The 13,048-nt window shown below is 58.6% G+C and carries 15 protein-coding genes and 1 pseudogene; 12 read left to right on the top strand and 4 right to left on the bottom strand.

Annotated features, from left to right (window positions below):
- The first annotated feature begins 31 nt into the window (after window positions 1–31).
- The 4 genes from AACY13_RS10415 to AACY13_RS10400 all read left to right on the top strand — a co-directional run bounded on the left by AACY13_RS10415 (window position 32) and on the right by AACY13_RS10400 (window position 4,283).
- Window positions 32–1,111, top strand: a complete 1,080-nt coding sequence (locus tag AACY13_RS10415; protein ID WP_339461276.1) for an AAA family ATPase — start codon at window positions 32–34, stop codon at window positions 1,109–1,111.
- Window positions 1,101–1,991 carry an HNH endonuclease gene (locus tag AACY13_RS10410; protein ID WP_339461275.1) on the top strand — a complete coding sequence of 297 codons (891 nt, stop codon included), beginning with the start codon at window positions 1,101–1,103 and terminating at the stop codon, window positions 1,989–1,991. Before AACY13_RS10415 ends, AACY13_RS10410 begins: the two co-directional genes overlap by 11 nt.
- A 231-nt stretch (window positions 1,992–2,222) precedes the next feature.
- Entirely contained in the window at window positions 2,223–3,011 is a 789-nt protein-coding gene (locus tag AACY13_RS10405; RefSeq protein ID WP_339461273.1) for a DUF5131 family protein, read from the top strand.
- Window positions 3,012–3,041: 30 nt separating this feature from the next.
- A complete protein-coding gene (locus AACY13_RS10400) occupies window positions 3,042–4,283 on the top strand; it encodes a three-Cys-motif partner protein TcmP (protein ID WP_339461271.1) in 1,242 nt (413 codons plus the stop codon).
- 194 nt (window positions 4,284–4,477) lie between these two features.
- On the opposite strand, the pseudogene AACY13_RS10395 reads toward AACY13_RS10400, so the two are convergent.
- Window positions 4,478–4,843 (bottom strand): annotated as a pseudogene (locus tag AACY13_RS10395) (DEAD/DEAH box helicase); the annotation flags it as partial.
- Between the two features lie 143 nt (window positions 4,844–4,986).
- On the opposite strand from AACY13_RS10395, the gene AACY13_RS10390 reads away from it, so the two are divergent.
- The 6 genes from AACY13_RS10390 to AACY13_RS10365 all read left to right on the top strand — a co-directional run bounded on the left by AACY13_RS10390 (window position 4,987) and on the right by AACY13_RS10365 (window position 8,508).
- A complete protein-coding gene (locus AACY13_RS10390; protein ID WP_339461269.1) occupies window positions 4,987–5,406 on the top strand; it encodes a polyribonucleotide nucleotidyltransferase in 420 nt (139 codons plus the stop codon).
- Window positions 5,407–5,500: 94 nt separating this feature from the next.
- Entirely contained in the window at window positions 5,501–6,379 is an 879-nt protein-coding gene (locus AACY13_RS10385; RefSeq protein WP_339461803.1) for a cation diffusion facilitator family transporter, read from the top strand.
- A gap of 69 nt (window positions 6,380–6,448) precedes the next feature.
- Window positions 6,449–6,871: an MAPEG family protein gene (locus AACY13_RS10380; protein WP_339461268.1), complete on the top strand. Its 423-nt coding sequence runs from the start codon at window positions 6,449–6,451 to the stop codon at window positions 6,869–6,871.
- A 326-nt stretch (window positions 6,872–7,197) separates the two neighbouring features.
- Entirely contained in the window at window positions 7,198–7,677 is a 480-nt protein-coding gene (locus tag AACY13_RS10375) for an Lrp/AsnC family transcriptional regulator (RefSeq protein WP_339461266.1), read from the top strand.
- Window positions 7,678–7,812: 135 nt separating this feature from the next.
- The gene (locus tag AACY13_RS10370) at window positions 7,813–8,031 is read left to right on the top strand and encodes a DUF2788 domain-containing protein (protein ID WP_304866600.1); all 219 of its coding nucleotides are present in this window, start codon (window positions 7,813–7,815) and stop codon (window positions 8,029–8,031) included.
- An 84-nt stretch (window positions 8,032–8,115) separates the two neighbouring features.
- Window positions 8,116–8,508 (top strand): globin, encoded by a 393-nt coding sequence (locus tag AACY13_RS10365; protein WP_339461264.1) that lies wholly within the window; start codon window positions 8,116–8,118, stop codon window positions 8,506–8,508.
- Here the strand turns inward: AACY13_RS10365 and AACY13_RS10360 are convergent, their stop codons facing one another.
- Window positions 8,509–9,078, bottom strand: a complete 570-nt coding sequence (locus tag AACY13_RS10360) for a pseudouridine synthase (RefSeq protein WP_339461801.1) — start codon at window positions 9,076–9,078, stop codon at window positions 8,509–8,511.
- Window positions 9,079–9,549: 471 nt separating this feature from the next.
- Here AACY13_RS10360 and ahr point away from each other — a divergent pair, with 471 nt between their 5' ends.
- Together ahr and AACY13_RS10350 are read left to right on the top strand one after the other, a co-directional pair.
- A complete protein-coding gene (gene ahr, locus AACY13_RS10355; RefSeq protein WP_339461263.1) occupies window positions 9,550–10,584 on the top strand; it encodes an NADPH-dependent aldehyde reductase Ahr in 1,035 nt (344 codons plus the stop codon).
- A 56-nt stretch (window positions 10,585–10,640) separates the two neighbouring features.
- On the top strand, window positions 10,641–11,081 hold the full coding sequence (locus AACY13_RS10350; protein WP_339461262.1) for a GNAT family N-acetyltransferase: 441 nt from the start codon (window positions 10,641–10,643) through the stop codon (window positions 11,079–11,081).
- Between the two features lie 4 nt (window positions 11,082–11,085).
- Here AACY13_RS10350 and amn read toward each other — a convergent pair whose 3' ends face one another.
- Window positions 11,086–12,558 (bottom strand): AMP nucleosidase, encoded by a 1,473-nt coding sequence (gene amn, locus AACY13_RS10345; protein ID WP_339461261.1) that lies wholly within the window; start codon window positions 12,556–12,558, stop codon window positions 11,086–11,088.
- 74 nt (window positions 12,559–12,632) lie between these two features.
- Window positions 12,633–12,968 (bottom strand): DUF3703 domain-containing protein, encoded by a 336-nt coding sequence (locus AACY13_RS10340; RefSeq protein WP_339461259.1) that lies wholly within the window; start codon window positions 12,966–12,968, stop codon window positions 12,633–12,635.
- Window positions 12,969–13,048 lie beyond the last annotated feature (80 nt).

Raw genomic sequence — 13,048 nt, 5'->3', positions numbered from 1 at the left:
AGCACGACAACTATCATATGGGAACTGAGTAGTGAGCGTAAATTTTGTAGTAGGCCGAAATGGCGCCGGAAAAAGCGAGTACCTGATAAACCTCGCAAGAGACCGCTCTGAGAAAGCTATATTTATATGCAACACTGTTCATGATAAATCCCCAAATCTAAGCAGACTCAAGAAATTCTCCGCGAAGAAGAGAGGTTCCCGACCAAACCAAGTCATGAGTGCGGTTATCAAAAAATTCCTTCTGGAGGGATATTCTGAGCTGCACAAAATAGAAATGGTCTTAAGGCACTGCGGTTATCTTCCAAAAATAAGCATCACAATCAGAGCAGCTTATGAATTTGACAGAATGAGAGAGCTGCTTAAAGACTCGCCGCGCTCCTATGAAGCGGTGAGGACTGCCGAGGATCTCTTTTATGGTAAAAACGAGATATCTGCGGACATTCATTTCAATGAAAGCATAGACTTCCACGAAATTCATCAACTGATGAATTTTCTGAGCAAAGAAGACTACTTGAAGGAGTGGAAGCTAGTTACCGCTGCAGAGTTCACTCTTTACAAGGAAGACACTGGCCCCATCCCCCTCAAGAACGCAAGCTCTGGCGAGCTCAGCCTTATCACGTCAATGATGTTTCTGTTAAGCGAAGTAAAAGAGACGAGACTATTACTCATTGACGAACCAGAAAACAGCCTTCATCCATCATGGCAGCGTGAGTATGTTCCATTTCTATTAGACTTAATAAGCTACTATGACATGGAAATATTTATTGCCACACACTCTCCTCTGCTCGTAACTGGCGCTCAACTAGACCAAGCAACAAATCTACGCTTCATCCATCCTAGGAGAGGAGAAGTTGTCCCTCCATCAACAGCCAATATTGAAGAGTTGCTCTGGGGGCAGTTCGAGATAATGCCGCCTGCAAGCAGGTTCCTAAGTGAGATGCTAGCGACCAAGCTTGATGACCTGTGGTCAAGAAAGACCACAATCAATGACACTTTAGAATTCATTGAAAACATCAGCGAAGCGTCATTTGATGAGACTCAGAAAAACTTCCTCAGTGCGGCCCAGAACCTCGCGAAGAAGATAGATGAGGATAGAGCTAATGAGCCATGATCCATTGCATCCTCCTCTTTCAGAATTCGCCCTGACAACTGAGGAGACTGACGCAATCAAACACGCGCTAGCTCTACATGACTCATGGAAGTTAGAGCAGGTCGGAATGGAGCCAGTTCGGGACACCCTAAAGGCTTTAAGGAATAGAATTAAATATTTCCACCTGATGCGGCAGAAAAATCTATGCTGCTACTGCAGAAGTAATCTTTATGGCGGAGGCCTGTTTACGATTGATCGAGAGCATATCGTTCCAAAAAGCCACTGCAAGCCACTGACATATGAAATAAGCAATCTTTCAGTTGCATGCAAAAGATGCAACATGGAGATAAAGAAGAACAAGACCAGCCTTTTTCACAACCCGGCCACAATCAAAGACACACACCAAGACAAAGATAGCTACAAGATAATCCACCCTAACTTCGAAGTCTATGAAGACTTTATCAGCAGAACACAGCTCCAAGAAGGCACCTCGGTACTGGTAAAATTCAACAAGCGAAAAGAAGATGCCAAAACAGAGTTCACGTACGAATTCTTTAAACTGAGAGAGCTGGAATGCAACTCGTTTGATGCCGCACAAGGTTTGCCACAAAGCACATCCACACAAACTGCCATCGAGTCATCACTGGTTTCGATAGCCCAGGGCGATTCAATTCCCCTGGATACCTTCATTAGCCTAATAAGGCAAGCAGCCACTAGCGAGAGCGATGACGACCAGAAAAATAGCTCTGGCATCAACACTCTACCGAAAGACGAAATGAATAAATTTATTACTGCTGCATTGGAACTCTACGCCAAAAGTGTTAACGAGCAGTACACGCCAATTGGGCATGACCGAACACTTAGTCTACCTGCGCCTCGGGCTCAAGAGTCAGACGAGTAGAGCACAAGGCACGATCAGGGGCAGCCCTCTAGTAACGCTCACAACAAAGGTTGCATTAATGGCTATACTGGCTATCCGTACAGCACAACCTATGGTACTGACTACCTCACTAACACGCAGAACGGCCTGCCTTTTCACTCAGGCATTCTCTAAGATAGCTACCAAATCTCACCCGCTCGGGTCTCAGGTGCACCAACCAGGAACGCCAACGAACGGGAGCAGGACAAGGACATGGCAGAAACACAGATCGAGTGGACTGACTCCACCTGGAACCCGGTGGCAGGCTGCTCAATCATCAGCGCGGGCTGCAAAAACTGCTACGCCATGGAAATGGCTCGACGCTTGGAGTCGATGGGGATGGCCAAATACACCGGCCTGACTCGTAAGAAAAACAAGCGCGTGGTTTGGAACGGCAAGGTCATCGAGGATAGGGAGTCGCTCGCGATCCCCTATCGCTGGAAAAAGCCGCGAAAGGTGTTCGTCAACTCTATGAGTGACCTGTTCCACGAGCAGGTCAGCGATAGCTTCATCCAAGATGTCTGGAAGGTGATGCGGGAGACCCCGCAGCATAACTACCAGATTCTAACGAAGCGTCCTGAGCGGATGAAACAGATCCTTCAGGACATCATTCAGGAAGTTCTTCCTAACGTTTGGCTTGGCACCTCGATTGAAAACAGCGAGACCGCTGAGAGAGCCCAGCACATCAAGGAAACGCCGGCCCATATCCGATTTATCTCTTTTGAGCCCTTGATTGGCCCTGTTGGCGCAATCGACCTAACTGGCATAGATTGGGCCATTGTTGGAGGCGAGAGCGGTAACAAGGCTCGCCAAGTCAAGGAAGGGTGGATTGACGAGATCTATGCGCAATGCCTAGAAAGTGATACCGCATTCTTTTTCAAGCAATGGGGAACCTGGGGAAAAGATAATATTCGCCGATCCAAGAAGGCGAATGGGCGTGAGTATCGAGGCAAAACCTGGGATGAAATGCCAGTCAACATCGTAGGTGCTGCTTCCCTATAGAAATACAAACGACTTGATAGGGACATTGAGATGGTAGGAAAGAAGTACGAGTGGGAAGACGGTGCTGAACTGGCCGATCACTCGAGAATGAAGCACCAAATCCTCCGTGAGTATTTCTACGAGTACGTCATAACGCGCTGCCAGACCCCTAGAATGGAGCGCTTTCGCTTAGCCATTGTGGATGGCTTTGCGGGCGGAGGGCGCTACAGATGTGGCTCCCCAGGCTCTCCTTTGATATTCATTGAAGAGCTTAACCGAGCAATCAATGTCATCAATGTAAATCGCGCTGTGCAAAACCTCGCCCCGATCCGCATTGATTGCACGATGATACTCAATGACTATGAGCCTGCCGCTCTTGAGCTCCTAAAAACTCACCTTGCCCCAGTTCTGGTTGAAAAAGTTGACTCGAGCGAATATTTAACAGTCAACATCGAATACTTCAACGATGAGTTCGAGAAGATTTACCCTCGCATTAAGGAGTATTTACAGAGGGGTAGATTCCGAAACGTACTGTTCAATCTGGATCAATGCGGCCACAGCCACGTCACGACTGAAACATTGCGAGACATCATGAGTTCGGACAACTCGACCGAGATTTTCTACACCTTCATGATTACCGCACTACTGACCTATCTGCAGAAAAACAATCCAGAAGTTCTCGCACGACAACTCGCGCATCTCTCGATAAGCAAATTTGACCTTGACCTTCTATCCGAGCAGATGAGCAATCGCCAATGGCTTGGGACGGCTGAACATATCGTTTTCTCTGCCTTCCAAAAGTGCGCACAGTTTGTCAGTCCCTTCTCCATCAACAACCCTCAGGGATGGCGCTATTGGCTGATCCACCTTGCCAGCTCTTACCGGGCACGGCAGGTGTACAACAACGTACTGCACAAGAACAGCAAGTCCCAGGCTCACTTTGGCCGATCTGGCCTAAACATGCTTGCTCACGACCCTCAGGAAGAAGGCACGCTGTATCTGTTCGATATGAATGCGAGAGACGAGGCTAAAGGTCAACTACACGACGACATACCCAAGGTAGTTTCCGAGTTTGGCGACGCACTGAATATGGGCGAGTTCTACAGCCGCATCTACAACCACACCCCTGCGCATAGCGACGACATTCACGTGACAATGATTGAGAACCCCGACATCGAGATCATCACTCCGTCAGGTGGAACAAGGCGTAAAGCGAATCAGATCGACATCAAGGACACGATTAAGCTCAAAGTCCAGACGAGCTTCTTCCCGATCTTCCAGCGCAAGACCTAGTGGGCTTTGGTAAACCCGACATCAATCACTGACCTATGGATAGCAGGGTATCGAGACAGGAAAGATGGATTCCTTAGGGCCACCTACCCTTGGCCATAGGAGCAGGGACAGGCCCTAGGACTGGGGTCTCACGGCTAGGATCTATGGGTAAAGGATTGACAATACTTCTTGGATTTTTATGCAAGTGGCAAAACGTGGAATTCATCGAAAATCACCAGGCCCACGCCCTCGAGCGCCGGATCGTCCTGCAGCCGCCGGGTCAGTATGCCTTCGGTGACCACCTCGATACGGGTGCGCGGACCGACCTTGCTGTCCAGGCGGATGCGATAGCCGACGGTTTCCCCCACCTGTTCGCCCAGCTCGCTGGCCAGGCGTTCGGCGGCGGCGCGGGCGGCCAGGCGGCGTGGCTCGAGCATCAGGATCGACTGCCCCGCCAGCCAGGGCTGATCCAGCACGGCCAGGGGCACGCGGGTGGTCTTGCCGGCACCGGGCGGTGCTTCCAGTACGGCTTCGTGGCGGCTGGCCAGGGCCGCGCGCAGGGCGGGCAACAGGGCATCGATAGGCGGCGGTCATGACGGCTCCAGTCGGGGGAGCCGATTATAGCGGCGAACCCGCAGAGCATTGCCGCGGTCTTAAATATGGCATAGCGCTATTGCCATGCCGGGATTGTATAGTTGCGCCAGTTTTTCTCAGGAGATGCTCGATGCCCACCCACAAGCGCGTACTCAGCGGCCTGCTGGCCGTTACCCTGCTCACCCAACTCAGCGCCTGCGGCACCCTGTTCTTTCCGGATCGCCGCGGCCAGATCGAAGGCCGGATCGACCCGACGGTGGCGGCCCTGAATGCCATCGGCATCCTCTTCTATGTGATCCCCGGCCTGATCGCCTTCGGCATCGACTTCGCCACCGGCGCGATCTATCTGCCCGGCGGCATGACCTCCCAGGTCAACCCCGCCGACCTGCAGAACCTGGTCGACGCCGACGGCCAGATCGACCCGGCCAAGCTCAAGGCCCTGATCGAAGTGCAAACCGGCCATAGCCTGCCGCTCGACGACCCGCGCCTGATCCACCACAGCGGCAGCGCCGAACAACTGGCAGCCTACGGCTTGCGCCCCGCGGCGTAAGCCGTGCAGCGCCGCTGCACTGAACTATCTTTGTCGGGTAGAGCCCCGACCTAGCGGATCGATTGTGACCACATTGCCGCACCACGCCCGCCTGATGCGCCAGGCCACCTTTGCCGCACTGGCGGTGGCCCTGACCCTGGCCATGGCCAAAGCCGTGGCCTGGTGGCTCAGCGGTTCGGTCAGCCTACTGGCGGGGCTGACCGACTCGTTGCTCGACGGCGCGGCCTCGTTACTCAACCTGATCGCCGTGCATTACGCCCTGCGCCCGGCCGACGAGGATCACCGCTACGGCCACGGCAAGGCCGAAGCCCTGGCCGGGCTGGGTCAGGCCCTGTTTATCGGGGCCAGCGCCGTGCTGGTGGGCAGCCACGCCATCGACCGCCTGCTGCACCCCCAGCCGATTGGTGCCCCGGCCCTGGGCATCGCGGTGATGCTGTTGTCTCTGGCGGTGACCATCGCCCTGCTGCTGTTCCAGAACCACGTGGTGAAGCTGACCGGCTCCACCGCCATCCGCGCCGACTCCTTGCACTATCGCTCGGACCTACTGCTCAACAGCAGCATCCTCCTGGCGTTGCTGCTGGCCAGTTACGGCTGGCCGCAACTGGACGCCATCTTCGGCATCGGCATCGCCCTGTATATCTTCTGGAGCGCCATCAGAATCGTCCGCGAAGCCGCCGCGGTACTGATGGATCAGGAACTCGACCCGCAGATCAGCGCGCGCATGCACAGCCTGGCCTGCGCCGTGCCCGGCGTGCGCGGTGCCCATGATCTGCGCACAAGGCTGTCGGGCACCCACTGGTTTGTGCAACTGCATGTGGAATTGCCGGGCGAACTGAGCCTGCGCGAAGCCCACCGGCTGTGCGAGCAGGTGGAGGCGGCGATTCGCGCCGAGTTCCCCCGGGCCGAAGTGCTGGTGCATGCCGACCCATACAGCGCGGCAAAACACTCGACAGCTGCATCCACAGAAAACTAGAGCAAATACTCTAAAAGCCATAGACTCGCTTCGCCCCAGCCACAACAACAAAACCCGAGGAGCGAACACATGTCCCTGACTGCAAGCGCAGCAGCCCTGCTTGGCTTGATCACCTGGCCCCTGCTGCTGAGTGTGCTGCTGGTCAACCAGCGCGGCTTGCTGGTATTCAGCGGCAAGATGGCGGTCAACGCCTTCAATCCCGATGGCAGCAACACCCCAGGCGGTTTTGGCCAACGCCTGGTGCGGGTCCACGCCAACTGCCTCGAGAACCTGCCGCTACAGGCAGCGTTGCTGCTCTATGCCATCGCCACCCTGCAAACCGCGATCACCGAGCCGCTGGCCCTGGTGCTGCTTGGCGCACGCGTGTTCCAGAGCCTGATGCACCTGATCAGCACCGGCCCGCTGTTTGTCTGGCTGCGCTTTGCCGGCTTCTTCGTGCAACTGGCGATTCTCGCCTGGTGGCTGTGGCAGTTTGCCGGGCTCGACGGCTGATTATTCCGCGTGCAACGAAAAAGGGAGGCCTGCAGGCCTCCCTTTTTCGTGTGTCCGCGATTGGCGAGGATAACGCCTTTTTCTTCGCCCGCCTGGTTGGGCAGTGCGGACCCGGGTGCCGTGACGATCCGGTGGGATCGGCGGCGTCCGCTCACCTGATTGGGCGAAGCGGCTGGACCTGTCGTCCGGGCCTTGAAACTGAGGTAAAGCTTACCCGCAGCCGCGCAGCAGAAGATTGCGAATATTGCTGAGATACCCGGCGCTTGCGCAATTAATAGCCACAAGCGCATGCTTTAGCACAAGAAAAAAACGATAGCGTGGCATAGATGAACAGACTTGACCGATACGACCTGAATATCCTCGCCGAATTGCAGCGCGACGCCACCCTGTCCAACCAGGACCTGGCCGAACGCATCGGCCTGTCGCCCTCACCCTGCTCGCGGCGAGTCAAGCAGCTGCAGGACGATGGCTATATCCTCGGCCAGGTCGCCCTGCTCGACCGCAAGCAGCTGGGCCTGACGCTGACCGCCTACGTGCTGATCGGCATGGACAAGCACACCCCGGAACGCTTCGAGCATTTTCAGGAAGAAATCCGCAAATGCCCGCAAGTACTCGAATGCTGCCTGGTCACCGGGATGGACGCCGACTATCAGCTCAAGGTGGTGGTGCCGGATATGGATCACTACCAGAAACTGCTGCTGGGCACCCTGACCCGCATCGAGGGGGTGTCCAGCGTGCGCTCCAGCTTCGTGCTGCAGCAGATTCTCTCCAGCACCCAGCTGCCCTTGCAGCATTTGCGCGGCTGATCGCCGCACCTTGGCCGTGGTCGGCTGGCAGAGCGGCCGCTGGCGCGTATAATCGCGCCCTCTGTGGCGGCGACCGCGACGCCGCACAACGATTGTCGGCACCCAGCCGAGCACCTGCAGGTTCACGAGGCCCGAATGGAAACCGAACAGTTCGAATCCCTGATGATGTACGCACTGGTCGGCGGGCTGATGGTGTTTATGTTCTTTATCATCTGGGACCTGGCAAAAACCTCCAAAGCCGGCCGCCTGGGTACGGCGATCCTGTTCCTCGGCCTGGGTCTGTGCCTGTTCGCCTTCCTGGCTAAGCCGATCATCACCTACATCATCGAAGCGAGCCGCGGCATCCACGGCTAGAAAGCTGCTCCGCGCCGACTACTGCACGCCCAGTGCATCCAACCGCGCTAGAATGCGGCTTTCCGCCGTTTCCTAGGAGTATTCATGTCCACCGCCGACCGGGTGATGCAGAGCTATGGCCGCTGCTGCGCCAGCCCAGACTTTTTCGATAGTTTTTACCGGCATTTCCTCGCCAGCTCACCTGAGGTGCGCGAAAAGTTCGCCAATACCGAGATGAACGGGCAAAAGCTACTTCTGCGTCAGGGCATTCTCAATCTGGTGATGCATGCGCGTGGCATGCCCGACACCAAGCTGCGCGCCCTGGGCTGCAGTCACTCCCGCGCCGCCATGGATATTCGCCCTGAACTTTACGTTCTATGGCAGCAAGCGCTGCTGCAAACCATCGGCGAGCATGATCAGCAGTACTGCAACGAAACCCGCAGCGCCTGGAATGAAGTACTGGATAAAGGTATCGCCGTTATCAAAGCCGGCTACTGATCAATCCAGCCGAGGCGGCACTTCGCGCCACTGCCCCGGCTGCAAATCATCCAGACCAAACGGGCCGATACGCACCCGCACCAGGCGCAGCGTCGGCAGGCCCACGGCCGCAGTCATACGGCGCACCTGGCGGTTGCGCCCCTCGCGGATCACCAGTTCCAGCCAGGCGGTCGGGATGCTCTTGCGAAAGCGCACCGGCGGGTTGCGCGCCCATAGTTCGGGCGTTTCCAATAACCGCGCCTCGGCCGGCAGGGTTGGGCCGTCATTCAATTGCACGCCGTCACACAGTTGCCGCAGCTGCGCCTCGCTCGGCTCGCCTTCCACCTGCACCCAGTAGGTTTTCGCCAGCTTGTGCTTGGGATCGGCGATGCGCGCCTGCAGGCCGCCGTCGTTGGTCAGCAGCAGCAGGCCTTCGCTGTCGCGGTCCAGGCGCCCGGCCGGGTACACGCCGGGCACGCTGACAAAGTCCTTGAGGGTGGCGCGGCCCTGCTCGTCGTTGAACTGGGTCAGCACATCGAACGGCTTGTTCAGCAGCAGCAAACGCGGCTCGGCGGGCGGTGCCTTGGCCACGCGGCGCACGGCAGGTTTGCCGCTGTGCGGACGGGAGGACGCAGGACGAGGTGGGCGCGACATAGGTGATCCAGCAGCAGGTTACGAGGCCGCCAGTGTAACCGAGGCCAAGGTTGGACTATCAGGCTGAGTGATCCGCACAGCCTTCGCAGGCTTAGCGGGCTATGCTGGCTAGGGTCTGTTGCCGCTTCGTCGCGAGCCGCGTTGCTGCGAAAAATCTCGCCAGGCTAGGCGGAGGACGCAGGTAATGGTTGTTCCCTTGCCAAGTCCTCCAACACCGCATGGCGAGATTTTGCGCGCAACCCGAAGGGCCGGGCCTGTTTTAGCGCGATACTGCGTTTCTCGACACTCATTTGGAACAACCAAACTTCGTGTCTCGTGCCTTGCCTCGCGCTAAAACAGGCTCCGGCGCGGCCGCGAACGAAACGGCAACAGACCCTAGATTGTGTATCCCGTCCCGAGGCCATTGTTATGAGTTCGTCCGAATCCATCGTCGATACCTTTACCGGCTGGGCCGCCAAGGCCCCCGGCGCGCCCCTCGAACCGCACAGCTACGACCCCGGCCCGCTGGGTGCCGAAGAGGTGGAAGTGGCCGTGGAATACTGCGGCATCTGCCACTCCGACCAGTCGATGATCGACAACGAATGGGGCAATGCCCGCTACCCCTTTATCCCCGGCCATGAAGTGGTCGGCACCGTGGTGCGCCTGGGCGAGCAGGCGCGCGGCCTCAAGCTCGGCCAGCGGGTGGGCATTGGCTGGTACAAGGGCAGCTGCATGCATTGCAGCTCCTGCATGGAAGGCTCGCACCAGCTGTGCGGCACGGTAAAACCGACCATAGTCGGCAGCAACGGTGGTTTCGCCGACCGCCTGCGCAGCCACTGGGCCTGGGCCGTGCCGCTGCCGGACGGCCTCGACCCGGCCCTGGTCGGCCCGCTGTTCTGCGCCGGCTCCACGGTGTTCAGCCCGCTGCTGGATTTTAATGTAAAGCCCACCGACAAGGTCGGCGTGGTCGGCATCGGCGGCCTCGGCCACCTGGCCCTCGGTTTCTTGAATGCCTGGGGCTGCGATGTCACCGCCTTCACCTCGTCCTTGAGCAAACAGGAAGAAGCCAAACGCCTGGGCGCACACAAGGTGGTGGCGTCCACAGACAGCGCGGCACTCAAGGCCATAGCCGGCAGCCTGGATTTTCTTCTGGTGACCGCCAGCGCCGACCTGGACTGGAACGCCATGCTTGGCACTCTGAAGGGCAAAGGCCGGCTGCACTTCGTCGGCATCGTGCCCAGCGCGATCCCGGTGCATGTGTTCAACCTGATCCCGAAACAAAAGAGCCTGTCCGGCTCGCCCGTTGGTTCGCCCGCCAATATGGTGAAAATGCTCGAGTTCTGCGCGCGCCATCAGATCCTGCCGCAGGTCGAGCACTTCCCCATGAGCCGCGTCAACGAGGCCATCGACCACCTGCGCGCCGGCAAAGCGCGCTATCGCGTGGTGCTGGACGCCAGCAAGTGACAGCAGGGGCAAATCAGTCGCATGATTTGCCCCTTTTCACCACCTTATGAGCCCCCATGCCACCCCAGATCGAAACCCCAGGTATCGCCGACCTGCTTCGCCTACTTGAGGTTTGGGAGGCGGCAGTACGCGCCACCCATGATTTTCTCGAAGAACACGACATTCAGCTGCTCAAACCCTTACTGATCGAGCAGTACTTCCCCCAGGTTCAGCTCAGTTGCATCCGTGGCGAGGATGGCAAGATCACCGGCTTTCTCGGCTATGCCGAGGGCAAGGTAGAGATGCTCTTCGTTGACCCACTGGAGCACGGCACAGGCATTGGTCGAACACTGCTCAACGATGCGGTGGTGCGCCTCGGCGCAACCCAGGTCGACGTCAATGAACAGAACCCCAAGGCGCTGGGTTTCTACCTGAGCCAGGGCTTCGTGGTAGAAGGCCGCTCACCGCTGGACGGCGGCGGGCGGCCGTTTCCGATTCTGCACCTGCGCCGCGGCTGACGCCTTAGCGGAACGGCGGCTCATCGAAGCTCCTCAGCTTGCGCGAGTGCAGCGAGTTGAGCTGGCTGCGCAGCAGATCCAGCGCGGCGATGCCGATATGCAGGTGCTGGGTGACCGCCCGCTCGTAGAAGGCCCCCGCCGCACCCGGCAGCTTGATCTCGCTGTGCAGCGGCTTGTCGGATACACACAGCAGCGTGCCGTAGGGCACCCGCAGGCGATAGCCCTGGGCGGCGATGGTGCCGCTTTCCATATCCACCGCCACCGCGCGGGAGAGGTTGATCAGCGGCCGCTCCTGGGCCCAGCGCAACTCCCAGTTGCGGTCGTCGTAGGTCAGCACGGTGCCGGTGCGCAGGCGTTTCTTCAGCTCGTCGCCCTGTTCGCCGGTCACCTGCCGGGCCGCTTCCTGCAACGCCTGCTGCACTTCGGCCAGGGCCGGCAGCGGTATGTTCGGCGGCAGCACGCGATCGAGGATGCCGTCGCGGCGCATATAGGCGTGGGCCAGCACATAGTCGCCGATGGTCTGCGACTGACGCAGGCCACCGCAGTGGCCGATCATCAGCCAACAGTGCGGACGCAGCACGGCCAGGTGGTCGGTGATGTTCTTCGCGTTGGACGGGCCGACGCCGATATTGACCAGGGTGATGCCATGGCCGTCCTCGGCCTGCAGGTGGTAGGCCGGCATCTGGTAACGGTGCCAGATGACATTCTCGATGATCGCCTGCATTTCGCCTTCGGCCATGCCGCGTTCGATCACCACGTTGCCCGGCAGCACCATGCGGGTGAAGCGCGATTCTCCCACCAGCATGTCCAGGCCATGGCGAATGAACTGGTCGACATAGCGGTGGTAGTTGGTCAGCAGAATCCACGGCTGCACATGCCGCCAGTCGCTGCCGGTGTAATGCACCAGGCGACGCAGGGAGAAGTCCACCCTTGCGGCATCGAACAGCGCCAGGGGCAGCGGGTCGGTGCTTTCCCAGTCGTACAGGCCATCGGCGGTGCCGTCGGTGGCAGCCGACAGATCGGTGCTGGGGAACACCCGCGCCAGTTCGGCGGCAGTCACTCCGCTGCCAGCCAGCTCATCCCCCTGCTCGACCACATAGGGATAGGGGATGTTCTGCTGGCTGACGCCCACCTCCACGCGCACGGTGAAGTCGTTCATCAGCGGATGCAGCTGCTCCAGCAGGTATTTGCGAAACGCCGCCGGGTGGGTGACCGTGATGCTGTAGGTGCCAGGCACCTGCACCTTGGCATAGGCGCGCACGGTGGTCGGCACCTCGCCCTGGCACAGATAGATCAGACGCAGCTCCGGGTAGCGGAAACGCGACTGCTGCTCGGCATCCGGCTTGATACGTTCCTTGAGATAGCGCTTGAGCGCCTGGCTCAAGCCCGTGGTCGCCTGCAGGTGCAAGGCGGCCAGACGATCCACCGCTTCTTCAGCGGTGTTGGCGACAATAAAGTCTTCGGAACAAGGGTTCACGGGGCACCTTCCTGGCTGATCTCAATGGCTCTATCTTGCCCTGATCAGGCGCAATTGCGATAGCGCGACATCGCTTACTCGCGCACCATCAGCAGCGCCCGCAAATCCTCGGGCAGGGCCTGCGGCGTCAGCGGCCCGACCCGCCGTGTCCCGGGATTGCCCAGGGGATACAGGCCGAGCAACGAGCCCAGGCTACCGGGCACGCGCAGCAGTTGCGCGGCACATTCGGCCCAGTCGCGCTGCCGCCAGGCCCAGGCGAGCAGCCACAGATGGCTGCGCAGGTGCTCAAGGAACACCGACTGGCCTAGAATGTGCGCGCGCTCCAGGTGGTAAAGCTCGGCCGCGGGGCTTCGGCCGCGCTGCAGCCGGGCCTGCCGGTATTCATGCCAAAAGGCTTGCTGACGGTTCATTGCCGGACTCCTCTGCATCGATTCGCGGCCAGTCTGCAACTGCGGGGCCGCCCCCAGGTCAAGCACCAACGGCTAATCTG

The sequence above is a fragment of the Pseudomonas sp. EA_105y_Pfl2_R69 genome (assembly GCF_963970915.1).
GTDB lineage: Bacteria > Pseudomonadota > Gammaproteobacteria > Pseudomonadales > Pseudomonadaceae > Aquipseudomonas.
Note: the sequence above shows the minus strand (reverse complement) of the source record. Positions and strands in the feature narration are given on the sequence as shown.